The sequence below is a fragment of the Mucilaginibacter sp. P5_A6 genome, assembly GCF_056400585.1.
On the sequence record NZ_JBFUKZ010000030.1, the window covers coordinates 38,642 to 64,202 of the forward strand.

Below are 25,561 nucleotides of genomic sequence, written 5' to 3' on the forward strand. Positions count from 1 at the left end.
GAAAAACCCGCCGCAACAGGAGTTAAAGTAGGTTAGTATTATTTAGTTTGATAGAAAAGTACCCTGTCAATTACCTGTATGGCGCCGTTTACGGGCAAAATATTGCTTGTTCGTACACTTACATAACCCACAGAATTTGAGAAATCATTTAACCGCATGGTAAAATTCTGATCGTCGTTAACACGCAGTGTCATCACCGAGGTGGGATTTAACGGATCATAATTTAATGGCTGAAGCGTAGTGGCAATCACGTTGCCGGGCGTTAAATTATTAAATGAGTATGCTCCCTGAACAATTAAATACAACAGGTAGTTTTTTACCTGTTCTTTAGGGTAATCGCTCCACTTTTTGCCTGGCACACCATTTACCAGGTATTTCCCCCAATAACAATCAGCAGTTATAGTGGGTACTTTATTCACCAGGGTTGTTCTGTAAATGGCATCGTTATGCAATAGTATAAATGTACAATTGGTTTTAATATACAGGTTTGTATCTATCCCCGAATACTCAATAGCCTGCCGCATCAGTTTAAAAATGGTATCCTTGCCGGCAAAATTGTAACTGCGGTCCTTAATATACTGCCAGGTGGTTTTATCAATATGCGGATCCAGCACATAGGGATGATAATCAGCATTTTCCTGTAATTTTAATCCAGCCAGATTACAGCCGACCATGCTTATTACAAGGCCTGCAAAAGCAAACCATAAACATGTTTGTTTTATCTTTTTCATTTTGATATTTTTTTTAAAATGCTATCTGATTGATTAATAAGGTGGATTTTGAGTTAGTTTGGTATTGGCGTTTAATACGTTTTGATTGATGGGCCAGAATACCTTTCTTGGGTCGCCAAAACCGGTAGACGGAAACCCTTTTAACAATTGCCTGGTCTTAATCACCGGATCCATCGTGCTGATGACGATGTCATTCCTCTGCAAATCAAACCAGCGTTTAGCTTCGCAGAAAAACTCCAGCTGTCTTTCCCGCAAGATTCCGTTGGCATTAACAGGACTGCCATAAAGCATAGCATCCGCATTGGCAAAATCACTTGCCTGGTAGGCTGGCAAGCCCGCCCGGGTATGTACCTTATTCAGGTAAAGCAGCGCATTGGCCAGGTCGCCTGTTCTGTTTAATGCCTCGGCCCGTAAAAGGTAAATATCAGCCAGGCGATATAGTGGAAAATACAGATTTGCCTGCGGGGAGGTAGGATAAATCTGATTACCGTTCTTATCCAGGTTGGGCGCATAGTACTTTAATATTTTATCGTGATTGTTTACCTTAAAATCAATACTTTGAGCACCCCTGATATCAGCGGTTGTTGTGGTATAGTATGCCCACAACGGAGGATCGACAGCAAAATCACTATTGGTATCACCGGCCCCTATCTCCTGCGAGGTTTTATTGCCGCCATCAACCGTAAAATCCCAGTTTAAACTCCAGATGTTCTCTTTGGTATTTGTTGGGGCGATAAAGTTATTTTTCCAGTTAGCAGTAGTTTCCAGGCTATAGCGGTTTAGCTTGAATAGGTTGTCGCACCACAACAAAGCATTGGTATAATCATGGTTGTACATGTAAACATCCATTAACATGGCTGCAATACCACCTGAATTTAAATTCCATACTACCGCGGCTGTGTGGTCAGACAGGTCATAGGCCTTAAGCAGATCGGGCAGGATAACATTTTTTACAATATCTGCCGCGGGTGTTACACCCTTGTAAGGATCTGTATTCAGATCTTCATAAGGCTCTGTCCATACAGGTACATTTCCCCAAAGCCTTATAAGCCAGAAATAACAATATGCCCTTATTCCCAAAGCTTGCGCCTGCAGGTCTTTTGACAAAACAGGATCAATACCCTCAATAGCAGGGATATATTTTATGGCAAAATTAGCCCGGCCTATTGCAGCATATATCAGCGTCCAATCGGCCCCGGTGGTGGTAGGCGTTAATACGTTTATTGCCAGGGGCAGGCCATCATTATAGGTAGGGTGAAAAGTAAGATTATCGCTCCGGCCATCGCCCCAATAAATATACTGGGTGTTAAACATATCCTGAATTCCATCATATATCCCCGCTATACCTGCCTTGGCATCATCAGATGTTTTCCAAAATTTACTACTTGCCAGCTGACTTTTTGGAGGCTGTTCCAACAGCTTTTTACAGCTAAACAACGAAATGGAGAGCATCAAAAAAGCAACATTTAATATTTTTTTCATGATTAAATTCATTAGAAATTAACATTTATTCCAAAACCAAATTCGCGCCTGCGTGGATAACGGCCACTATCATTACCCGGCGTTAAGGCCGAGCTTGAAGAAAATTCAGGGTCGTACCAGGAGTAGTTTGTCCAGGTGAGCAGGTTTGCGCCATACATATAAGCCCCAATATTTTTCAGTTTAATGCGCGAGGCTATCTTTGCCGGCAGGTTGTAGGTGAACTTTGCATAACTAAGCCTGATGAACGAAGTATTTTCCAGGAACCTGGTTTGCGTGCCCGGAAAATTCGCGGTTGAGTTTTTGCGGCCCATGTAGGGTATATTTGTAATATCCCCCTGCTGTTTCCATGAATTATAAGTAGTATTGTTATCGGCAACAATGCCTGATGTAGCCAGGTTATTTAATGTTTGCCTTGGACTATCATAGGCTTCGCCGCCCCAGGTGGTATTAAGCGTAAACGATAAACTAAATTGTTTATAAGTAAACGTGTTAATGATGGCTCCATAAAATGACGGCTGCGCATTGCCAATTATCTGCCGGTCATTAGCATCAATCACACTATCCTTTTTAACATTGTCAAATATCATATCGCCGCCCAGCAGTAAAGCGCCGCCCGCGTACATATGGTGCACGGTACCTGTATAGGTGTTACCATTCAGCACATAGCCCGAAGCAGTTTTACCATCGGCAGAAACGCCTACCGGGGTCAGCCTGTTCCAATTACCGTCATAAGCATTTGATGCATCGTACTGGTAAACCCCCTGTCCCTTATATCCGTAAAAATCGCCGATCTTTCCACCCTCCTGAACCAGGTAGGTAGCGCCTCCCGAGGTAGCCAAAAATGACTGATGATTGTAAAGGCTCTTGACCTTATTGCGCTCAACAGATAAGGTGGCATTAATATTCCAGGTGAATTTTTTACTGGCAACAGGCGTTGCGTTCACAGAAAACTCCCATCCTTTATTGGTAACATCGCCAACATTTACATATACAGTAGTAAAGCCCGTCTCCACGGGGATATTGCGCTGATAAAGCAGGTTTTTAGTTACCTTTTGATAATAATCGGCGGTTATATTCAGGCGGGAATTAAAGAATTGCAGATCTAACCCCAGGCCTTTCTGAATATTGCTTTCCCACTTTAATTGCGAGTTTCCGAACTGGTTACTTAAAACCACCCCGTTTACCGCATTGTAAAAGGACGATCCAAAAGTATAGATTAACAAATTGGAGTTGGCCGGGATACGATCGTTACCCACCTGCCCATAATTTACTCTCAACTTGGCATCGCCCAGGAATTTTTTTGACCAGTCCATGAACGATTCGTCGGAGAAACGCCAGGCGGCAGATGAGCCATAAAAATTACCGAATTGATTGGATGAACCAAATTTTGATGAACCGTCCCTGCGGTAAACCGCACTAAATATATACCGGCTTTTATAGTTGTAACCTACGCGGGTGTAAAATGATTCGCGGCTGGTTGATCCGGCATCGGTACCAGTATTGGTTTGGTCAATAATACCATACACATTTGAAGTGTAGATAGTTTCGTTGGCAGAGTTCGACCCGGCTATTTTAAAACTATTGTTCTGCGTTTTCTCGGCACTTACCCCTGCCACAGCAGATATGGAATGGTTTTGGCCAAATGTTTTATTATAATTTAAAAATCCCTGGTATGCCCAGTTGGTGTTAAGGGCAAAACTTTCCCTCCCCGAATTAACCGTGGGGCTGGCGCTGCTCAATAGTTTAGGGTCAAAGAAAACATTGTGCGGCGTTGATAAACCAAAATCAAAGTTATTGGTTAAACGCAAATCTTTACTAATGGTATAATCTACCTGGTTAAACAAATCGCCGGTATACGTACTGGTAACATTAACCTCGAGCAAGGCTACCGATAACTGGTTGCGGCGCCCGCTAATGTAGCCGGTTAAGGTACCATCTGGATAATACAAAGCTAAATTTGACGGCCGCTGAAATGCCTGGTTAATGGTATTACCCTCATTAATGTTATTGTTGGTATTATAACCAAAGGATAAACGGTTGCTGTATTTAAACCTTGGCGACACCTGGTAATCCAAATTAAAACGGGCCTGCAGTGTTTTTGAGTAGCTGTTAACTATCAAACCTTCATCATTAATATACCTTATACTTGAATAATATTGAACACTTTTTTCGCCTCCGCTAACACCAAAATCAAGAATATCTCTTTTGGCTGTTTGGGTAATTACGCTCTGGTTATCATTGTCTGAGTTAAAAACCACATTTAATGAATCGTTTGTGGTAGTTGGTTTATCGGGACTGTTACCATTATATAAATTTCTTTCAACACGCAGATCCTGTGAATTTGGCTGCTCCAGCTTGTGAGCCATTACACCAAAAATGCGGGCATATTGAGCGTTAATAAGCGGCTTACCGGCCTGCCCCCGTTTAGTGGTTATTAATATAACACCATTGGCAGCCTGTGAACCATAAATAGCCGCCGACGCGGCATCTTTTAATACCTCAATAGATTGTATGTCGTTAGGGTTCACATTATCCGCGCTTTGGCTTAAAATACCATCAATTACAAACAGAGGTGAGTTACCCGCGCTTGAAAAGGTTGATCCGCCGCGTATTTGGATGGAGCCGGTTGCCCCAGGCTCGCCCGAATCGTTTATTACCAGTACGCCAGATGCCTGCGACTGTAAAGCATCAATCAGGTTGATAGGATGGCGTTCCTCAATCTGCTTGGCGGTAACCGTTGATATAGCCCCGGTTAAATCGCGCTTTACTACCGATTGACCGTAACCGGTTACCACTACCTCGTTTAGGTCGGTAGCTGACTCCTTTAGTATCACGTTGATGGTTTTGCGGTCGCCAACCGTTACTTCAGTTGAAACATAGCCGATAAACGAGAACATCAACACGGCATTGTTATCCGGCACATTGATTGTAAATTTCCCGTCAGGATCAGTTATAACCCCTGTTTGAGCGCCCTTTATTCTTATGCTTACACCAGGTAGCGGACCACCTTTATTATCCGTTACCCGCCCGGTAACGGGTTGTATAGGCACCTGTAATCTTTTGTCAGAAATTATAATCAGGTTGTTACTACCCAGTTTATATATAAGATCTGTTTTAGTTAATAATATGTCCATTACCTCGTTTATCGAAGCATTATTAAGGATCACATTACCAATATGCTTTGCATTTAAGGCATCATCATTATAAACAAAACGGTAACTGCTTGTTTTTTCAATTTCAGTGAGCGCTTTTTTTATGGAAACATCATGGAGGTTAATATTAACTTTATCCTGGGCGTAGCCTTTTGCAAAAACCTGAAATGCAGATATAATTATCAGGATTAGGATACACTTTGTCATGAGTAATATTTTTAATAGGCATTGCAACCGCATATTACTTATGCGGCAAGCATTTTTTTTCATAATTTAGTATTTAGGTTACTTTAATTATTGGTTTAAGAAGACTCGTAGTTGTGGTACCAATTATTGCGGGGAATGCGACAACATTCTCCGCTTTTTTGGTTTAATAATTTTATGGTTCAAATTTTATCATACGCATATTTTTAGGTTAAACATTTTGGGTTAGTAAATAACCACCTCTTTATTATCTATCAAAAAGTTAAAATTGCTGGTTGCCCTAAGCGCCTCCAAAGCTGTACTTAGCGACTCTGTTGCGAATTTTCCGCTAAATCTTTTTTCCTTTAACTGAGTATTTTTAAATGAGATGGAAACACCATACCATCTTTCCATTTTTTTTGCAACCTCATCAAAATATTCATTATCAAATACCAGTTTATTTTCCAGCCATTGCGCTTCTGATGGCAAAGAATCGGTTTTTGTGGTATGCAGGGTACTTAGGGTAATAAGGGCATCGCCTTCATTGCTATGAGACCCTTTTTTGTTAAGAATGGTTAATTTTTCGGAGGGTTTTAATATAATCCGGTGATCGGATCCCGAAGTTGTGGTTAATTCTATTCTTCCCCGGATTAGTGATGTTTCAGAAACATTATCATTTGCATAAGAACGAACATTAAAGGCAGTGCCCAGTACTTTTATGCGCATTGTAGCAGTATTTACAATAAACGGATGTTCAGCATCCTTCACAACGTCAAAAAAAGCTTCGCCGGTTAAGCGTATTTCCCTGTATTTGCTGCCGTAATTTGTTTTATAAAAAATTTCGCTGCCGGCATTAAGCCAAACCTTAGTACCATCAGGCAATACAATCTTGCTGACATTTGCTCTCGCCGCTGTAATTTGGTAGTTTTTAACATTATAACTACCGGAGTAATTTTTCCAATAGAAAAAAGACAGCAGGCCAAAAACCAAAACGGCCGCTGCCATAAGCGCCGGAATAAATCTTAGCCTCATAGTGCCAACTGGCAGGTCTGCCTCGTTCGCAGGGCCTTGAAAAGTATCATCCTGGGTATCACCAGCTTCGAGTTTACTTTCGAGTTTGTCCCATTTTTGCTGAAGTTTATATGGAATAAAACGGGGCGGCTGATTGGGATTTTGCCGCCACATAGCCTCCAATATCTGAATGGAATAAACATCAGCCCAGGGCTGTTTTAGCAACTGATGTAGCTGACGAAGCTCTTCGGGGGTAGCCTCATTATTAAGTTTTTTTCCAACAAGTGTCCAAATAGTGTCCTGATCCATTTTTTTGCTTCAGTAACAAGGACAGGAGAAAATGAAAACACCCCAGTGAAAAAATGAAATTAATTTGAGGACGCTTTTTTTATTGCTCTTTTATGGTGATCTGGTGAGGCAGAAATTGCAGCGGCTATTCTTTTCAGGGCGTTATTCATATGATATTCAACGGTTTTAACAGAGATATTTAATATCTCAGCCACCTTCCGGTATTTGAGGCTATCCTCTTTAACAAGTTTAAATACTATTTTGCATTCATCAGGTAACCGTTGAATGGTGTAATTAATAATTTTTGCAAGTTCATCGGTAATTAACACATCCTCAACAGAACCGCTCATATCCTTAAGCTCAAAACTAACAGATTCTATATCAACGCAGGTTATGCGATTTGTTAAATTATAATTGATGGCCCTGTTTTTAACGGCTACATATAAATAAACCGTTAAATTGCTCACTTCGGTTAGCCGGGCCCGGTTTGACCATATTTTCACAAATACGTCATCCACAATCTCCTCTCCCACCTCTGTCAATCTCACAAATGAGCAGGCTAATTTTAGCAGTCTTTCATAATATAAAAAATAAATCTTTTTAAAGGATGCCAGATCATTATCATGCGCAACTTTTAATAACAGATCTTTAATGTCAATATTTAACATCTTTCATTAGGTTTTGATATGCGCATTTGCGGTTGGGAAATGCTTATAATTAGTTACGCTAAATTTAGTGGAGAAAAACAAGGCAGAAGTAAACTATAATGTCTTATTACTAACCTGTTTTTACAATTTGCACTATTGTGCAATGCCTTAGGTTAACACCACGCAAAATAATCTCTTAAAAAAATCACGAAAAAAAATTGCGTAGTTAAATAACTACATTTATATTTGTAGTCAAATAGCTACACGATGAACTTAAGACGAGACGTATTTCAAGCCATAGCCGACCCGACAAGAAGGGCTATACTGCTGTTGGTAGCTTCGCAATCCATGACAGCAGGTGCAATAGCCTCGAATTTTAACACAGCAAGACCCACAGTTTCAAAACACCTGCAAATACTAACCGAGTGCGAATTGCTTAAACAAGACCAAAACGGCAGGGAGATTTACTATCATAGTAACGCAAAAAAAATGAAAGAAATAGCAGACTTTATTGAACCATTCCGCAACATGTGGGATGACAGGTTTAATAAATTGGAAACCATAATGAAAAACTACCAATCAAAAAAATAATATAATATGGAACGAAAAACAAAGATCGATGCTGAAGATGGCAAACAGGAATTAGTAATAACCAGGGAATTTGATTTGCCATTGGAATTACTATTTAAAGCTTATGCAGAGCCCGAAATTGTTGAGCAATGGATGGGGACGAAAGTGCTGAAACTCGAAAATAAAAAGCACGGCGGCTGGCAATTTGAAACCACAGATGCTCAGGGAAATGTGGTATTCCGGGCCAATGGAGTAATCCACGAATTTGTTCCCGACCGGAAAATCACACGGACATTTGAAATGGAGAACACAACTTTTCCCATTCAGCTTGAGTTCCTGGAATTTGAACACCTCACTCATGATACAAGCAAACTCAATATACATATAGTATATAAATCAGTTGCAGACAGGGACCGGATGCTGCAACTACCTTTTGCCCAGGGCATGAATATGGCACATAACCGATTACAAAACATAGTAAGCAAATTAAAATAACACCTTATGACAAAGCGAAACAAAATTATCTATTGGGTTTCTACCATCTGGCTTGCATTAGGAATGCTATCAACCGGAGCAGTACAGTTATTCAAAGCGAAAGCGGGATCTGGAGGAGTAGATAGTATAACGCATTTGGGTTATCCTGTCTATTTTTTAACAATATTAGGCGTTTGGAAAGTTTTAGGGGTTGTAACAGTCCTTATTCCTAAATTGGCTTTACTGAAGGAATGGGCTTATGCCGGTTTTTTCTTTGCCATGTCGGGAGCGATATTTTCACACATAGCATCTGGAAATCCCGTTAATGAAATATTTCCTTCGTTGTTATTGCTGATCCTTGCTATGGTATCGTGGTATTTCAGGCCCGGTGAAAGAAAAATTATTTCAGTTAACTTTAATAAATAAATAACATGAATCCTAAATTGTCAGCAGAACAACGTGAAGAACTACTCAAAGTATTGAAAGCTCGTTTTGAGAAAAATATGAGCCGCCATGATGGTCTTGAATGGGCTAATGTACAAGCAAAACTTGAAACTAATAGCGAAAAATTGTGGTCGCTAAATGAAATGGAAAGAACCGGCGGCGAACCGGATATTGTTGGTTATGATAAAAAAACAGGCGAATACATTTTTTTTGATTGTTCAGCCGAAAGTCCTAAAGGCCGCAGAAGTCTTTGTTACGACCGCGAAGCGCATGAGGCAAGGAAAGAATTTAAACCAGAAAATAACGCCATTGATATGGCAGCTGCCATCAATATTGAGCTTTTATCGGAAGAACAATACCGGGAGTTGCAGAAACTTGGAAAGTTCGATTTAAAAACATCCAGCTGGATAAAAACTCCCGCCGATATCAGGAAACTTGGCGGGGCTATCTTTTGCGATCGTCGGTACGACACTGTTTTTGTTTATCATAACGGAGCAGAATCCTATTACGCCGCCAGGGGTTTCCGCGGCTCGCTAAAGGTTTAATTTTTTATTGATAGTTAATTAACTAAGACCAAGAGTATCATGAATCCTAAGGTTGATTTTTATTTTAACAAAGCCAAAACGTGGCAGGAAGAAATTGAACAATTGAGAATGATCGTTCTTGACTGTGGACTAACCGAAGAATTGAAGTGGGGTGTTCCTTGTTACACGTTTCAGACAAGTAACATAGTGTTAATACATGTGTTTAAAGAATACTGTGCGCTTTTGTTTTTCAAAGGCGCCTTGTTAAATGATGCTAATGGTATCCTGATCCAACAAACGGAGAATGTGCAGGCGGCGCGCCAGATCAGGTTCACCAATGTTGGGGAAATAATTGAGATGAAACCGATCCTGAAAGCCTATATTTTTGAAGCCATTGAAGTGGAAAAAGCCGGTTTAAAAGTGGATTTAAAAAAGACTGCAGAATTCGCAGTTTCCGAAGAGTTTCAAAATAAATTAGAGGAGATGCCTGCCCTGAAAACCGCTTTTGATGCATTAACACCAGGACGGCAAAGAGCTTACATGCTACATTTTTCTGCACCCAAACAATCCAAAACCCGGGAAGCAAGGGTTGAAAAACATATTCCGCAAATTCTTAATGGAAAGGGGTTAAATGATTAGTAAATTCGATGAGAAAATAAATCCGGCATAACCTCAGTTTTTTTTAAAAGCTCCCCTTCATTGTGCACTGAAAATGCGAAACCAGTATCAAACATAATAATAATCAAAATGGCCGAAATAAAAACAAAACCAACTTCCGCAAGTGTTGAGGAATTTATCAATAGCGTTGAGGGTGAACAAAAACGAAAAGATAGTTTTGTGATTTTGGAAATGATGAAAAAAGCAATCGGGGAAGAGCCGACAATGTGGGGCAGTTCACTCATCGGTTTTGGGAATGTAAGAATAAAAAGCGCCGCCACCGGTAGAGAAGTGGATTGGATCCGGATAGGTTTCGCTCCCCGTAAAGCGAATCTGTCGTTATACATCAGCGGAAATATTAACCAGCAGTATGCCGCTGCGCTTAAAAAGCTGGGGAAGCATAAAACTGGTGTTGGTTGCCTCTACATAAATAAGTTGGAGGATATCGATTTGAAAGTTCTGAAGGAAATAATAGATGCTTCATTAAAACGAGGATACTTTGATAAATGAGGCAGCTCCTTTCAAAATAAATTAGAGGATATGTCTGCCCTGAAAGCCGCTCGAACCTCGTTTTGGCAGAAATCTACCTGGCCCTGCTAAATTTTGCCAAATCAGGAGCAGACCGATGCCTACCGTGAGCTGCCATCATCACTGGCTCATGATAACGCGTAACGCACCTTATTCCCATTTTTAAAGGCGAAGAAAACGTAGTCACTAATCTCCGGAGCTTTCCTATTATCATTCGAGTGGAGCGATCTGAAAATCCGGATGCCGCTGATTTGAAGTTACCTGCCGGATAAAAAATTGGATGTGATTGGATCCCCAAAAACAATCGTTTTTACTGTATTTAACGATAGATAAATCGCATGCCTTTCCTCTACGAAAATTCACGCTCAATTTGTTTGAATATTGTACTTTTTGGTTTGAATATTGTAATCTATTGCATTATCAATTGCCTATCTTTATTATGTATTTCAATGTACTCCAAAAACTTATACATATGGATAGGTTAACCATTTCTATTAACGGAAAGCAGCAGGAGGTGAATGCTGATCCTAATATGCCCCTGCTTTGGGTCATTCGTGATCTGTTAGGACTCACCGGCACCAAATTTGGCTGTGGCGTAGCGCAATGCGGCGCTTGTACTGTTCACCTGAACGGTGAAGCCGTACGTTCCTGTGTAACCAAAGTAAGCCGTGCTGCCGGGCAGCAGGTGACAACCATCGAGGGACTTTCAAAGGGTAATGACCACCCGTTGCAAATAGCATGGGCCGAATTTGATGTACCGCAATGCGGCTACTGCCAGTCGGGACAACTGATGTCGGCTGCGGTATTGCTGCGGGAGAACCCCAACCCTACTGACCAGGATATTGATGATGCCATGTCTGGCAATATTTGCCGTTGCGGTACTTATCCGCGAATAAGGGCCGCTATCCATAAAGCTGCGAAATTGCAGCGGGAAGGAGTAAAATCATGAACCGCCGTAGCTTTATACAATCAGGTGCCGTTTTGGGCGGAGGACTGCTCATTTCATTTACCATACCACAGGCCAATAAACTGGCAACGCTGGGTAAAACAGCTGGGGACGCGAGCTTCGCACCGAATGCTTTTTTAAACATTGCCACCGATAATACCATTACGGTTATTCTCAGCCACGTAGAAATGGGCCAGGGCATCTGGACCACGCTCCCGATGATCCTGGCTGATGAACTGGATGTAGATTTAAACCAGATAACCATTAAACACAGTGGTGTCAGCAAAGCTTATAACCATACGATCTACGGTGTTCAGATCACCGGTGGCTCCAGTTCCACCTGGTCGGAGTTTGACAGGTACCGCAATGCAGGTGCAACCGCCCGCATATTACTAACACAGGCGGCGGCTAAACGCTCAGGAGTTGCCATCGGGAATTGCAAAACAGAAAAAGGCCTTGTTATTGCCGGAGACAAGAAATATACCTACGGCGAACTGGCAGCAGAAGCCGCACTATTACCTGTTCCCGAGAAGGTTCCTTTACGGCCGAAAACAGAATGGAAATACATTGGCAAAGGCGCCAACCGCATGGATGCGGCCGTGAAAACTAATGGAGAAGCTAAGTTTGGTATGGATATCCAGTTTCCGGGCTTGCTAACCGCCGTGGTAGCTCACGCACCTGTTTTTGGTGGCAAAGTAAAGTCGTATGATGCTTCCAAAGCCAAGGCCGTTCCCGGTGTAAGACAGGTGGTACAGATCCCAACGGGTGTTGCAGTAATCGCCGATCATTTTTGGGCGGCACAGCAGGGGCGCAAGGCCCTGCTGGTAACCTGGGATAACGGAACCGGTGCTGATTTATTCACAACCAAACAAACTGATTTATATAAGAAGCTGGCAGCTACCGATGGACTGGCGGCCCAGCAAAAAGGAAATGCCGCAGCGGGCTTAACTAAAGCAAACAAAGTAATTTCATCTCAATACGTATTCCCATACCTGGCACATGCCCCTATGGAGCCTATGAATTGCACCGTAAACCTGCAAAAAGATAGCTGTGAAATATGGACCGGAACGCAGTTGCCTGGAGTTGATCAGGCAGCTGCCGCTAAAATATTGAACATGAAGCCTGAACAGGTAAAGATAAATGTTGCTTTCCTGGGCGGCGGTTTTGGTCGCCGGGCTACGCCAACCTCCGACTTTGTGACCGAAGCCGTTCATATTGCCAAAGCCAGTGGTAAGCCGGTGAAAATGGTATGGACACGCGAAGATGATATGAAGGGTGGTTATTACCGCGGGTTTTGTGTGCATGATGTTAAGGTTGGTTTAAATGAGCAGGGATTGCCTGTTGCCTGGAAGCACAACCTGGTAGGGCAATCTATTATGGCTGGCGCCCCAATGTTTGGGCCACCACCGCCGATAGATGATACATCTGTAGAAGGGGTTAAAGGATCACCTTATATTGCCGGGATACCTGATCATTACATAGGACTGCATACCACCAAAGAAGTAGTACCTATCCTTTGGTTCCGTTCTGTGGGGAATACCCATACAGGATACGTTATGGAAACCATGCTGGACGAACTGGCACACGCAGCAGGTCGTGATCCGGTAGATTACCGCCGTACGCTGCTTAAAGATCATCCCCGCCACCTGGCAGCACTTAACCTGGTTGCCGATAAGGGCAGCTGGGAAAAACCGGCACTCCAGGGACGGTATAAAGGAGTTGCCGTACATGAGGCTTTTGGCAGCTACGTAGCCGTCATTGCCGAGGTTAGTATTAATAATGGGCAGGTACGCGTACATAAAATTGATTGCGCTATAGATTGCGGTTTGGCCGTTAACCCCGATGGTGTAAAAGCGCAAATGGAAAGTGGTATCATCTTCGGTCTTACCATGGCCCTATATGGCGAAATAACGCTGGAAAACGGCAAAGTACAGCAAAACAATTTTTATGATTACCGTATTGCACGGATGAATGAGTCGCCGGAAATAAACGTGTTTATTGCTGACAGCAACGAGAAAATGGGTGGTGCAGGTGAATGCGCTGTACCACCTACCGCACCGGCTATTGTCAATGCCATTTTTGCGGCCACCGGTAAACGGATATATAACTTGCCCATCATGAACCATAAACTAATCCAGGCATGAAGAAATTAATTTTTATCAGTCTTACGTTATTTATCGCAGGCTTAGCGGTATTATCGTTTAAGGCCGACGATGCTAAATCAGTCACTGGCCCGATGATCATCAAAGATAGTGTCGCCTCTGTCAAAGCCTTCAAGCAGGTGTATACGGTACTAATGAGTGCCCGTTGTATGAATTGCCACCCTTCAGGAAACATTCCATTGCAGGGCGACGATAGCCATCCGCATACCATGTCGCCTCAAAGGGGTATTGATGGTAAAGGTGTTTATGCCATGAAGTGTTCCAACTGTCATCAACCAGCCAACACGCCAGGCCAGCATACGCCACCGGGCAACCCCAATTGGCATTTACCGCCGGCCGATATGAAGATGATTTTCCAGGGCAGAACGCCGCGACAATTGGCTAAGCAATTGATCGATCCAAAACAAAACGGCCATAAAGACCTGAAAAAACTCATAGCACACGCTGATGATGGCTTGGTGTTATCTGGCTGGAACCCGGGCGAAGGCCGCAAGCTTCCGCCAATGAGCCATGCAGCATTCAAAAAAGCATGGATAACATGGCTCACTACGGGAGCCTATGCCCCTGCTAAATAATGGATCTTTGCAAAATAAAGATCGTAAAATATTGGACCATAGCGCCATCAGCTTTGCTTTAACCGGACAATGTACAAGTACATTTATACCAAAACAAGCCATACTTCAAAGTTTTTTTTTTAATAAGTTTAGCGTGTTTTCATTTCCTGATCGACTAAGGCCAGCAACTGGCCAAGGCTGCCTTTTATGATAAAAGTCTTTAATTCGAGTGTTTTTGTTTCACCGGGGCCGAGGTTAACAGCCGGGTCGGCATGCTGGCAGGTCCGTTCCGGATTGGTCCAGAGGTTCCCCGTTTCCCTGGTATAAGTAGCAGTCAGCCATTTATGGTCGTGGGATAAGGTAGTTTACTGGTCTGTTCATCAATAAAACCAGGATGATATTCCAATAATTCCGCCGGCAATCCTTTGCTCTGTCCTGCCTCCGCAAAAAAACTCAACTGCTCCATAAAACCTCCATATTATACTGAATAAACTTACCTAACTGCTCTTGCTCGGCCACGGTCAACTCGTTGCCATCATAGATCCGATAGCCTTGATCATCAAACAAAATCCGGCCCAAATACGCATTTTCATAAGCCGTATATAAACCATAGACCAGCGTTGCATCCCTACATCCCGTATCGGGGATAACACTAACCACTTCATCAGGGCCATTTTTTCTTTTTAACCACGCGTTCATAAAAACAAATGTAGAAATAATTTGTAAAATGCTAATATTTTTAGCATAACTTTGTTGTCCCAAATTACAGGATATGGCCGGAGCGAAAAGAGAACTGATCGAGAGGCTGCAAAAGGATATTTTGCAATGGGAAGGCTATAGGCCGCCCGTCAGCGGGCAGCGCAGCCGGTTGGGTCTGGGGCTATTGGAGAGTGCTTTTCCAAACGGTGTGTTTCCGGAAAGTGCTGTGCATGAATTGGTTTGCGCCAGCAGTGAGCAGGCGGCGGCTTCGGGTGGTTTGGTGACGGGTATTTTGTCCGCGTTGATGCGGCAAGGCGGCGTTTGTGTCTGGATCGGGCGGGCGCGGCGGTTGTATGCGCCGGCATTGGCTGCTTTTGGGGTACAGCCGCACCAGGTTATTTTTATTAGTCTGCATAAAGACAAAGACACGTTGTGGGTGATGGAAGAAGCGCTGAAATGCCCGGGCCTGACCGCGGTGGTTTGTGAATTGCGGGAGATGGATTTTAAACAATCGCAACGCTTTCAGCGAGCCGTGGAAAATAGCCGCGTAACGGGTTTTGTACTGCGTAATGCCATCACCAAACTCAATTCGACCGCTTGTGCCGCGCGCTGGCAGGTACGGTCCTTACCGAGTACCGAATTGAACGGATTGCCGGGTTTGGGTTTCCTGCGCTGGCAGGTCGATCTGCTGAAAGTGCGTAACGGGCAAACGGGCAGCTATATCCTGGAATGGCGGAACGGGCATTTTGTCCCGGTTCAGGAAGTCATTCACCAGAAAGAAAGGCAGGCGGGTTGAGTGATGCAAAAGCGTTTTATGGCGATATGGTTCCGGCACTTGCTGACGGACGGGCTGGCACGGCGGCGGCCCGAACTGAAAGACCTGCCTTTTGTGCTGGCCGCTCCGGTCAAAAATAAAATTGTAATTACGGCGTCCAGTCCGTTGGCAGAAAAAGAGGGCGCTTTTACCGGCATGGCGGTAGCCGATGCGCGGGCCGCAGTGGCCGAACTGATTACTATCGATGATACGCCCGGTCAGGCAGCCAAACTATTATATTTAATCGGCTTAGGCTGTATCCGTTACACGCCCCTGGTTTCGCTGGACCTGCCGGACGGGTTAATACTGGATATTTCAGGCTGTGCGCATCTGTGGGGTGGCGAACGTGGTTACTTAAAAGAACTGGTATTGAAGCTGCGGGCCGGGGGTTTTGATGCACGGGCGGCGATTGCCGATACGCCGGGCGCGGCCTGGGCGGTAGCGCGCTTTGCAGCGAAGCGCCCCATTATCGCTTCGGGCGAACAAGCTAAAGCTATTGCAGGGTTGCCGCCCGCGGCCTTGCGATTGGAACCAGCAGTATTGGAACGCTTACAAAAGCTTGGCTTTAGAACCATTGGCCCTTTACTGGAGATCCCGCCGCAAACCTTGCGCCGCCGTTTCGGAACGGGTTTGTTATTGCGGATCGACCAGGCTTTGGGAAAAGCGGAAGAATACCGGGAGATATTGCTGCCACCCGTGCCTTATGCCGAGCGTTTACCCTCGATGGAACCGATCCGGACCGTACCGGGTATTGAAATTGCGATAGAAAATCTATTGGCAATGCTTTGCCGGCGCTTACAGGAAGAAGGAAAAGGCATCCGCAAAGCGATTTTGAAATGCCACCGCATCGACGGCCGCAAGGTACAAGTGGGGATTACCACCACCAAAGGTTCGCATAGCGTCTCACATCTGATGCGGCTGTTCAAATTACAAATTGATAAGATCGAACCGGCTTTAGGTATTGAGCTGTTTATCCTGGAAGCGCCGCGTACCGAGGATATGGAAACCGTGCAGGAACAATTATGGGCCGAGGCCAAAGGCCTGGCGGATAATGCCCTTGCTGAACTGCTCGACCGTATAGCCGGTAAGGTGGGTGCCGGGGCCATCCACCGTTATTTACCTGCCGAACACCATTGGCCGGAGCGTTCGGTCAAACTGGCTACCTCTTTGACCGAAACTCCGCAATGCGCCTGGCCGGAACTACCACGACCGATCCGTCTACTGCAAACACCAGAACTGATCGAGGTGATGGCACTTGTGCCGGATCATCCGCCAAAAGTTTTTGTACATCATGGCAAACGGCACAACATCGCCAAAGCGGACGGCCCCGAACGTATTGGCCGGGAATGGTGGCAGGACAGCGGCGAACACCGGGATTATTATGTGGTAGAGGACAGCGAGGGCTGTCGTTACTGGGTCTTTCGATCAGGGCATTATGACGGCGGCGACGCGCAATGGTTTTTACATGGCTATTTCGCTTAAATCATATGAATTACGTAGAACTACAGGTCACTTCAAACTTTAGCTTCCTGCGCGGCGGTTCGCATCCCCATGAACTGGCAGAACAGGCGGCAGCTTTGGGCTATACGGCTATCGCGGTTACCGACCGGAATTCCTTGGCCGGGATCGTGCGGGCGCATATGGCCGCCAAAGCCGTCGGCATCCGTTATATCCCGGCCTGCCGGCTTGACCTGATAGATGGTACCAGTTTATTGGCTTATCCGACAGATCATGCGGCTTACGCCCGCTTGTCTGCGCTGCTGACGCTCGGCAATTTACGTACTGAAAAAGGCAAATGTGAATTGTATAAAGCCGATGTGTATGCCCATGCCGAAGGCATCTTATTTATAGCGGTACCACCGGATAGGCTCAATCATCTTTTTGAATTTGATAGCTCATTCTTAAAAGACCTGACCGAATATAAAAAGCAATTGGGCCGTTCGTTATACGTCGCCGCTTCCTTCAATTACCAGGGCCAGGATGCCAAACGGCTTTTTCGGTTAGCCGAAACCGGTGTGCCCTTAGTGGCTACGGGTGATGTGCATTACCATATTGCCGAACGGAGGGAATTGCAGGATGTCCTGACCTGCGTCCGCGAAAAATGCACCATACATACCGCCGGCTACCTGCTGCATCCCAATGCCGAAAGACACCTGAAAGCACTTGACGAAATTGAGCGCTTATTCAATCGTTATCCGCAAGCCATCGAAAATGCCAATGCTATTGCCGGTGCCTGCACCTTCTCGCTGGATATGCTCAAATACCTGGAACCGGAAGAAGTATTGGTCGATGGTATGACCCGGCAGGAACGGCTGGAAAAACTGACCTGGGCCGGAGCGAAAGCTGTCCTCGGTGACCCCGTCCCGGAGAAACACCGGAGGCAGATCGAATTTGAACTGACCTTTATTAAATGGCGCAACCTGGCCTGGTACTTCCTGCGGGTGCACCGCAAAACCCAGAAAGCCGAAGAACTGGGTATCCTGCACCAGGGCCGCGGCTCGGCGGCAAATTCTACCGTTTGCTTTTGCTTAGGCATCACGGCGGTTAACCCCGCCAAGTCCCGGATGTTGTTTTCCCGCTTTATGTCGGACGCACGCGATGAATGGCCGGATATCGACGTGGATTACGAACATGAACGCCGCGAAGAGATCATACAGTTCATTTATAGCGATTATGGCCGTGACCGGGCGGCTATTGTCGCCACGGTTACTCAAGAACGGCATAAAGGCGCGATCCGCGATGTCGGTAAAGCGATGGGCTTATCGGAAGATACCATCAAGCGTATCGGTGCCACTATTTGGGACTTTTACGAGGAAGGATTTGATGAAGAACGACTGCGCGGTCAGGGATTAAACCCCAAAGACCCGGTCATTCTTAAAGTATTGCAATTGACCTGCGAACTCATGGGCTTTCCCCGACAACTCGGCCAGCACACCGGCGGATTTGTGATCACCGAAGGTAAATTGTCCGACTTCTGCCCGGTGTTGAATGCCCGTATGGAAGAACGTACACAGGTAGAGTGGAACAAGGATGATTTGGAAGACCTGGGTATTCTTAAAATCGATGTGCTGGGTTTGGGGATGCTCACCATGATCCGCAAAGCTTTTGACCTGGTGCTGAAACACTATGGCATCAAACTGACGCTGGCCAATGTGCCGCAGGACGACCCTTTAGTTTATGATATGATCTGTAAAGCCGACACCATCGGCGTATTCCAGATCGAAAGCCGGGCACAGATGTCCATGTTGCCGCGACTAAAGCCCCGATGTTTTTATGACCTGGTGATCGAAGTGGCTATTGTCAGACCGGGGCCGATACAAGGTGACATGGTACATCCGTATTTAAGACGCCGGAACGGCGAGGAACCCGTGATCTATCCATCCAAAGAACTGGAGGAAATATTGGGCCGTACTTTAGGCGTACCGCTGTTTCAGGAACAGGCCATGGAGATCGCCATTGTGGCGGCGGGATTTACCCCAGCGGAAGCTGACCAGTTACGCCGCAGTATGGCTTCTTTTAAAGCTAATGGCAAACTGCATATGTACGAAAAGAAACTAGTGGACGGTATGGTCGCAAGGGGTTATGAGGAAGATTTTTCGAGGCGCGTATTCAAGCAATTGCAAGGTTTCGAAGGCTATGGCTTTCCCGAAAGCCACGCGGCTTCATTCGCCCTATTAGTCTATATTTCCTGCTGGCTAAAATACCATTACCCCGATGTCTTTTGCGCGGCGCTGCTCAACAGCCAGCCAATGGGCTTTTATCAGCCCGCACAGATCGTACAGGATGCCCGTAATCACCAGGTACAGGTTTTACCGGTAGACGTCAATTATTCCGAATGGGATAATACTATGGAAAGCAACGACGGTAAATACTTCGCCGTGAGGCTAGGGTTCCGCCAGATCAAAGGGCTGCGCGAAGATGATGTGATGGTACTGACCGTCATGCGGGAAAATGGTTACCGGCATACCGACCAATTACGTGCCGCCGGTGTTCCCGAGGCAGCGCTCGAAAGACTGGCCGATGCCGATGCCTTCCGTTCCTTAGGCGCTGACCGCCGGACGGCGCTATGGGAAGTTTCAGCTCTAGCCGACCGGCCCATCGGCTTATTTGATGGGCAAGTATCGGAAACGGTTTTGGAAGATACCGTGCCACTACCATTGATGACCCGCGGCGAGCATGTGGTGCAGGATTATGTATCTACCGGGCTTTCGCTAAAAGATCATCCGGTAGGCCTACTACGTGTACAGCTTACGCGCCTGCGCAATGTCAGGGTTAGCGACCTGGCCAACTATAAAGACGGCGACTTTGTCCGGCTGGCAGGATTGATCACCGTGCGCCAGCGCCCCGGCACCGCCAAAGGCGTATTGTTCATGACCCTGGAAGATGAGACCGGCTCGGCCAACCTCGTGGTCTGGCAAGCCCTATTTGATAAATACCGCAAGGAAATCGTGCAATCCAAGTTATTAATGGTCGCCGGTAAATTACAAATAGCCAACGGCGTTACCCACCTCGTCGTACACCAATGCTTCAACCTCACCGCTTTGCTGCGTTGCCTCACTGAAACAGATCTGCCGCAAACCCTGGCGCGGGGTGATGAAACCACCCAACCTGTTAATTATGACGGGCGCTCCACCGAGGGCGCTTTTCATAAAGGGCGGAATTTTCATTGATCTTTACTAAATCCGGCTGAACTTGTATTCCACCCGAATGAACAATTTTACGGTTCCCTGCACTATCAAAATGCTCTACCTCACTTGCGCCCAGTACAACCGTTGCCCCAAGTGCTGATAAGTGCTTTGCTGCGGCTTCGCCCAGCCCACTGCTTGCCCCGGTAATGACTATTACTTTACCTTCGATATTATCTTTCATGGCTCTTCTGTTTTTATGTTTAATTATTTATTTTCAGATGGTTGCTGCATTTAACGTGGCGGTAGTGTGCTTGTTTGTTCACCACTTATCCCATCTGCAGCGCCAGTATTATCTGAATTCGCTCCAAAATTTTATAACAATTCATTTAAATACTTTTTGAAAAATGTTTCCAACTTATTGAACGGGATCAAATCGGTTTTGTCATATAAATCAACATGACTTGCATTCGGAATGATAACTAATTCTTTGGGTTCGGCTGCACGTTTATAGGCATCCTCACTAAACTCTTTTGAATGTGCCTTATCGCCCGTAATAAAAAGCATCGGACGGGGAGCAATTGTTTCTATGTCGTTAAACGGGTAAAAGTTATTGAACTTAACATTGCTTGAAAGTGTGGGATGCGTCGTAAGCTCCGGTGAACTACCCTTTGGCGTGTATTCTCCCCTTGGTGTACGGTAAAACTCATAAAATTCCCGCTGTATCGGATCCGTATTTTCATCCAGTTTATGCAGAGTTCCGCTGGTGTATTCAGTTTTGCCCCCCGTAAATTCAATGTAGCGTTGCTCGGCGGCTTTTGCCTGTATTTTTTTGCGCTGCTCAAGGGTTTGCGAATGGTTTAGAGCGTTTCTGTTAACCGATCCCATGTCGTACATGCTCACCGTTGCAATGGCTTTCATTCTTGGGTCAATCTTGGCGGCACTAATTACAAAACTGCCGCTACCGCAAACGCCAAGCACACCAATGCGGTTCCTGTCAACAAATGAACGGGTACCCAAAAAATCAACTGCGGCACTAAAATCTTCGGCATATATATCAGGTGCAACAGCGTTGCGTGGCTGCCCTTCGCTTTCTCCCCAAAAGGATAGGTCGATTGCCAATGTGATAAACCCACGGTCAGCCATATTTGAAGCATATAAGTCAGCACTTTGCTCTTTTACAGCACCCATAGGGTGCCCTACAACAATAGCTGCATGTTTACTATTGGCATCTAAACTTTTTGGAATAAAAAGATGACTTGCAACCTTCATCTTGTATTGATTTTGGAAACTAACCTTATACATTGCAACGTTGCTGCTTACCTTAAAGGTGGTATATGCAGCTGGAGATATTTGTTCCATAATTACTGTTTTTACCGGTGCCCCTTTTTGTTTATTCTGCGCATATAATTGCCCCAGGAACATTAAGGACAGGAATGCTGTGATTGTTATTCTTTTCATTATTATTCTATTAATTACTTATCAATTTTACTCTAATTCAAACTTCACAGATATATTTCCCGAACCTAGCTCAGCCGCCAATTTTGAAGGGTTATCAATCCGTGCAAGCCGGGTGTAGTTATATGGTGTTAAAAATGATTTATAAAAAAGCACCAGGGTGTTAGCGCCATATAACATCAAATCTCCAGCTTGTATAGTGCCAGGATTTGAAGCATTATCGGGCAGATCGTCCGGCAAGTCAAAATACTTTTCATTACCGTTCAATTCTTTCATATTAATTGTCATTGGCAGCTTCTTTTTAAATGCGGCAGCACTTTCATTATTGTAAAGTGTAGCAGTAAAAGCATTTGCGCCAATGGTTATTTTCAGTTTCATGCTTTCTGTATTTAAAATGTTATTTGGACTGCTTGTTAACCCATTATTTTTATTGTTGCAAGCGAAAAGCTGCGTGCAGATCAGGCAGGAGACGACTGTGATTAAAATTTTCATAGCATTCATTTAATTAAAAGCTTTTTATTTGTTTGGCCGGAATACCACCCACAACAGTATTTGCAGGGACATCTTTTGATACTACAGCACCTGCCGCAACAACGGCATTTTCACCTACAGTTACGCCAGGCAGTATGGTTGCACCAGCACCAATCCAGGCATTGCGTTTGATAAGGATAGGTTTGCAGAGCATGCCGCGGCGACTTGCCAGGTTTAAGGGATGGTTTTCGGTGACCAGGTTCACCCTCGGCCCTATCAGTACATGGTCTTCCAAAGTGATTCCGCCCATGTCCAGGAAAGAACAGGCATGATTGATAAAAACGTGCTTGCCAAGTTTAATGAAACGCCCCAGGTTAGTGTGGAATGGCGCAAAGATGACGGTGGTTTCATCAACCGGCGCGCCAATGATCCCCGACAGCTTTTCACGAACCGCCTCGATGGAGATAGCGCTGTTCAGGGCAGGCGTAAGTGCCAGCGTACGTGCAACCAGTTCATCAATCTTAAAAAATTCCGGATCGGTAAGTTCAACTAACTCGCCCGACCTTAATCTTTCAAAAATATCTTTCATACCACAAAGGTCGGCACGCCGGCCTTTAGTAGTTTATAACAATCAAACCAATGATTAAGAGTTTCAAACCTCGGCAGTGCGGAGTGATTTAGGGTTGGTGCCCGTCATGCGCTTAAAGTAGTTGTTAAAGTAGCTGGGGTATTCAAAACCCAAAGCGTAGGCAATGTCTGCAATATTCCAGTCCGTATGCTGCAACAGCGCTTTTGCTTCATGGATAATGCGCTCGGCAATGTGATTGGTCGTCGGTTTGCCTGTAGTTTCTTTGACCATCCGGTTCAGATAATTCACATGAATGGACAGGTATTGCGCATAATCCTGGGCGGTTTTTAAGCCGAGCGGCTTGTTAGGGCTTTCTATCGGGAACTGCCTTTCCAGCAGTTCGAGAAAAACTGCGGTGACCCTGGACGCGGCATTTTTTTGCTGGTCAAAGTTTTCCGATGGCTGCAATTTCATAGCCTCATGCAGGATGAGGTTAATATAATTACGGATCAGATCATCTTTATAGGAGTAGTCGCTTTTTTGCTCGTCGATCATTTTTTCAAACAGGGTATTTAAAAAAAGGCGCTGATCTTCAGTGATATTTAATATGGGCGTACCACCGATCCGAAAGAAAGGTGATTGCTGCAACATATCGTCGCGTTCGGACACCTTTAGAAAGTCTTCTGAGAACAAACAAGTATAGCCCACATAGGTAGTAGATAAGGTCTCCCAGGAATAGGGCACATGCGGGTTGCCGAAAAACAACGCCGTCCCCTGGGCCTCAAAGCTGCGGTCAGCATAGTGAATAGCACTTTTGCCGGTGGTAAGGCAGATCTTGTAAAAATCCTTCCTGCTGTAGGTACGCACCGCAGCGCCATCTTCCTCAATCCGAAAGACATTGAAGCCTTTTAACTTCAATTCATTGTTGAAATCAGAAATGGAACGCTCGGTCTTATCCTGCATAAAATAAAGTTAAGAAAATCAAACAATAAAATTTGTTTATCGCTTTATCGGGCTTCAAAATTAGGAAAAACGTCCAAATCAGAAAATAACAACTTTGGTGGGGGTTGAGAGCTTTTTACATTGATGTGAACTCCAATAAACTGAAAAATAAAAAAGGGGCACAAATTGTGACCCCTTGCAGATTAGAATTCAAAAGCAACGTTGAGTGTTCCTCCCAAACCTTTTTTTACTATTTTTTGCAAAATGGTAAAGGCAAATTGACCGGAACCCTTGTTTTTTCACGTGTGGTTTTGATCCATTGATTTTGGTCGATACCCTGTACCAAATTATCTGGGGTTAACTCCATGACGTCTATATATGCCAAACCGGTATAGCAGCTTAATACAAATAAATCGCGCACGTAAGCAATACGTTCGATGGTCAGCTTTTTGTTTTCAAGTTTGGTTAGTTCGGCGGTTGTTAGGTATCCTCGCTCAGTTTTGTTGAATTTAAGCTGGAACATAGAGAACGGGTCTTTATCCAGCCAGCTCATTTTAACCGCCAGTCGAATGATCTTACGAAAGCGCTCCAGATGCTTCATCAAACCGTTATTCTCTAATTTCTTTTGATGGTCAGCCGTACGCGCTTCCTTAGAAAATGCTCCAGTTTACTGATAAAGCTGTAGGTCAAGTTCTGACAGGTAGATATCGGAACGGCGGAATTGCACTTGGACAAATTCTTTCAGATAAGCAGCGGTGGTGTAATAATTTTTCATGGTGCCGGGAGCCAGCACGTCTTTCATGTTCGTATTATGATACTCAATAATGGTATGCAGGGGGTGTTCGGAATCTTTGACCCTGGCAAAAAGATTCTTTAAAACCTCGGCGGTGGTCACTTTTTTCTGTAATTGCAGATCCTGATAGTGGCTGGCCATCATGCCCCGGAGCTGTTCTAAGTGCGTATTTAATTTACGCAATTCGTCATTTTTGGGCTTAGCCAATCCTTTGGCTTCGCTCCAGTCTGTTACTGCCACCTGACGCTTTAAAGCGACTTCCGAGCGGCTTTTGTTCACGACTATCCGCATGTAAATAGCTGATAATCCATTCTTTCCACGGTTTTCCCTCAATACGAAGTGAATTCCGAATGTGTTACTTGTCCTCATCTTTTCCAGATTTTTAGATTAATAAAAAATTGTTTTGAACTGTTATGGCCAAAACTGTTCACCGGAAAGGAAAAAAAGTGATCTGAATGCGTCTTTTTCAGTCTAAATTTTAACAATGCAAATAGCTATACATCAATAGGTTAGACCATTTCTGGTGAACAAATCTAAAAAACGAAATCTGTTCACCTTTTTGTTCGTATAAAGCGTGGAATAGTATGTACTGAAAAGGATTTGAATAAAATCGAGTAGGAAGTAATGGATTATTTCCCTTACTGTCCTCTCACACCACCGTACGTGCCGTTCGGCATACGGCGGTTCATTAAACATTAACAGTTTTCAGCGGGGTTATGATGTCTTTTAGACTTACAAAGCCCGCATGCTTTAAAAAGGCATTATTTAACGCTCTTGTAAGGATTGGGCTATGCACCGTCCGCCAGTACCCTTTTCGGGTATTGCCCCATTGATAGGC

23 protein-coding genes and 1 pseudogene are annotated in these 25,561 nt (G+C 44.7%); 12 read left to right on the forward strand and 12 right to left on the reverse strand.

Annotated elements, in window-relative coordinates:
• Positions 1–38: 38 nt before the first annotated feature.
• The 5 genes from AC1DO4_RS24830 to AC1DO4_RS24850 all read right to left on the reverse strand — a co-directional run bounded on the left by AC1DO4_RS24830 (position 39) and on the right by AC1DO4_RS24850 (position 7,515).
• Entirely contained in the window at positions 39–731 is a 693-nt protein-coding gene (locus AC1DO4_RS24830) for a fasciclin domain-containing protein (RefSeq protein WP_477420321.1), read from the reverse strand.
• A 33-nt stretch (positions 732–764) separates the two neighbouring features.
• On the reverse strand, positions 765–2,213 hold the full coding sequence (locus AC1DO4_RS24835) for a RagB/SusD family nutrient uptake outer membrane protein (protein ID WP_477420323.1): 1,449 nt from the start codon (positions 2,211–2,213) through the stop codon (positions 765–767).
• Positions 2,214–2,224: 11 nt separating this feature from the next.
• Positions 2,225–5,572 (reverse strand): SusC/RagA family TonB-linked outer membrane protein, encoded by a 3,348-nt coding sequence (locus tag AC1DO4_RS24840; protein WP_477420325.1) that lies wholly within the window; start codon positions 5,570–5,572, stop codon positions 2,225–2,227.
• Between the two features lie 222 nt (positions 5,573–5,794).
• On the reverse strand, positions 5,795–6,868 hold the full coding sequence (locus AC1DO4_RS24845; RefSeq protein ID WP_477420327.1) for a FecR family protein: 1,074 nt from the start codon (positions 6,866–6,868) through the stop codon (positions 5,795–5,797).
• 59 nt (positions 6,869–6,927) lie between these two features.
• Complete coding sequence (locus AC1DO4_RS24850) at positions 6,928–7,515, reverse strand: RNA polymerase sigma-70 factor (protein WP_477420329.1); 588 nt, start codon at positions 7,513–7,515, stop codon at positions 6,928–6,930.
• A 246-nt stretch (positions 7,516–7,761) separates the two neighbouring features.
• Between AC1DO4_RS24850 and AC1DO4_RS24855 the strand changes: the two genes are divergently transcribed.
• From AC1DO4_RS24855 to AC1DO4_RS24895, 9 genes are all read left to right on the forward strand, one after another.
• Positions 7,762–8,085, forward strand: a complete 324-nt coding sequence (locus AC1DO4_RS24855; RefSeq protein ID WP_477420331.1) for an ArsR/SmtB family transcription factor — start codon at positions 7,762–7,764, stop codon at positions 8,083–8,085.
• Between the two features lie 6 nt (positions 8,086–8,091).
• Positions 8,092–8,559: an SRPBCC family protein gene (locus AC1DO4_RS24860; RefSeq protein ID WP_477420333.1), complete on the forward strand. Its 468-nt coding sequence runs from the start codon at positions 8,092–8,094 to the stop codon at positions 8,557–8,559.
• A 6-nt stretch (positions 8,560–8,565) separates the two neighbouring features.
• A complete protein-coding gene (locus tag AC1DO4_RS24865; RefSeq protein WP_477420335.1) occupies positions 8,566–8,964 on the forward strand; it encodes a DoxX family protein in 399 nt (132 codons plus the stop codon).
• A 5-nt stretch (positions 8,965–8,969) separates the two neighbouring features.
• Complete coding sequence (locus tag AC1DO4_RS24870) at positions 8,970–9,527, forward strand: DUF4256 domain-containing protein (protein WP_477420337.1); 558 nt, start codon at positions 8,970–8,972, stop codon at positions 9,525–9,527.
• A 39-nt stretch (positions 9,528–9,566) separates the two neighbouring features.
• Positions 9,567–10,145 carry a YdeI/OmpD-associated family protein gene (locus AC1DO4_RS24875; RefSeq protein WP_477420339.1) on the forward strand — a complete coding sequence of 193 codons (579 nt, stop codon included), beginning with the start codon at positions 9,567–9,569 and terminating at the stop codon, positions 10,143–10,145.
• A 108-nt stretch (positions 10,146–10,253) separates the two neighbouring features.
• Positions 10,254–10,673, forward strand: a complete 420-nt coding sequence (locus AC1DO4_RS24880) for a DUF1801 domain-containing protein (RefSeq protein ID WP_477420341.1) — start codon at positions 10,254–10,256, stop codon at positions 10,671–10,673.
• Positions 10,674–11,163: 490 nt separating this feature from the next.
• Positions 11,164–11,640 (forward strand): (2Fe-2S)-binding protein, encoded by a 477-nt coding sequence (locus AC1DO4_RS24885; RefSeq protein ID WP_477420342.1) that lies wholly within the window; start codon positions 11,164–11,166, stop codon positions 11,638–11,640.
• A complete protein-coding gene (locus AC1DO4_RS24890) occupies positions 11,637–13,781 on the forward strand; it encodes a xanthine dehydrogenase family protein molybdopterin-binding subunit (RefSeq protein WP_477420344.1) in 2,145 nt (714 codons plus the stop codon). Before AC1DO4_RS24885 ends, AC1DO4_RS24890 begins: the two co-directional genes overlap by 4 nt.
• Positions 13,778–14,374, forward strand: coding sequence for a hypothetical protein (locus AC1DO4_RS24895; RefSeq protein WP_477420346.1), 597 nt, complete (start codon positions 13,778–13,780; stop codon positions 14,372–14,374). Before AC1DO4_RS24890 ends, AC1DO4_RS24895 begins: the two co-directional genes overlap by 4 nt.
• Positions 14,375–14,806: 432 nt before the next feature.
• Here the strand turns inward: AC1DO4_RS24895 and AC1DO4_RS24900 are convergent, their stop codons facing one another.
• Positions 14,807–15,052 carry a hypothetical protein gene (locus tag AC1DO4_RS24900; RefSeq protein ID WP_477420347.1) on the reverse strand — a complete coding sequence of 82 codons (246 nt, stop codon included), beginning with the start codon at positions 15,050–15,052 and terminating at the stop codon, positions 14,807–14,809.
• Between the two features lie 73 nt (positions 15,053–15,125).
• On the opposite strand from AC1DO4_RS24900, the gene AC1DO4_RS24905 reads away from it, so the two are divergent.
• Genes AC1DO4_RS24905 through AC1DO4_RS24915 form a run of 3 tightly spaced genes read left to right on the forward strand, consistent with a single transcriptional unit; the run spans position 15,126 to position 20,536 of the window.
• Positions 15,126–15,848, forward strand: a complete 723-nt coding sequence (locus tag AC1DO4_RS24905; protein WP_477420349.1) for an ImuA family protein — start codon at positions 15,126–15,128, stop codon at positions 15,846–15,848.
• Between the two features lie 3 nt (positions 15,849–15,851).
• Positions 15,852–17,348, forward strand: a complete 1,497-nt coding sequence (locus AC1DO4_RS24910) for a Y-family DNA polymerase (RefSeq protein ID WP_477420351.1) — start codon at positions 15,852–15,854, stop codon at positions 17,346–17,348.
• A 5-nt stretch (positions 17,349–17,353) separates the two neighbouring features.
• On the forward strand, positions 17,354–20,536 hold the full coding sequence (locus AC1DO4_RS24915) for an error-prone DNA polymerase (RefSeq protein ID WP_477420353.1): 3,183 nt from the start codon (positions 17,354–17,356) through the stop codon (positions 20,534–20,536).
• Here the strand turns inward: AC1DO4_RS24915 and AC1DO4_RS24920 are convergent.
• From AC1DO4_RS24920 to AC1DO4_RS24945, 6 genes and pseudogenes are all read right to left on the reverse strand, one after another.
• Positions 20,478–20,735, reverse strand: a complete 258-nt coding sequence (locus AC1DO4_RS24920; RefSeq protein WP_477420355.1) for an SDR family NAD(P)-dependent oxidoreductase — start codon at positions 20,733–20,735, stop codon at positions 20,478–20,480. The two genes, AC1DO4_RS24915 and AC1DO4_RS24920, sit on opposite strands and share 59 nt — an antisense overlap.
• A 131-nt stretch (positions 20,736–20,866) precedes the next feature.
• Complete coding sequence (locus AC1DO4_RS24925) at positions 20,867–21,952, reverse strand: alpha/beta hydrolase (protein WP_477420357.1); 1,086 nt, start codon at positions 21,950–21,952, stop codon at positions 20,867–20,869.
• Between the two features lie 27 nt (positions 21,953–21,979).
• Positions 21,980–22,441 (reverse strand): cyclophilin-like fold protein, encoded by a 462-nt coding sequence (locus AC1DO4_RS24930; protein ID WP_477420359.1) that lies wholly within the window; start codon positions 22,439–22,441, stop codon positions 21,980–21,982.
• Between the two features lie 13 nt (positions 22,442–22,454).
• Positions 22,455–23,009 carry a DapH/DapD/GlmU-related protein gene (locus AC1DO4_RS24935; protein ID WP_477420361.1) on the reverse strand — a complete coding sequence of 185 codons (555 nt, stop codon included), beginning with the start codon at positions 23,007–23,009 and terminating at the stop codon, positions 22,455–22,457.
• A 63-nt stretch (positions 23,010–23,072) separates the two neighbouring features.
• Positions 23,073–23,951, reverse strand: a complete 879-nt coding sequence (locus tag AC1DO4_RS24940; RefSeq protein WP_477420363.1) for a helix-turn-helix domain-containing protein — start codon at positions 23,949–23,951, stop codon at positions 23,073–23,075.
• A gap of 229 nt (positions 23,952–24,180) precedes the next feature.
• Positions 24,181–25,092, reverse strand: a pseudogene (locus tag AC1DO4_RS24945) (site-specific integrase).
• Between the last annotated feature and the right edge of the window lie 469 nt (positions 25,093–25,561).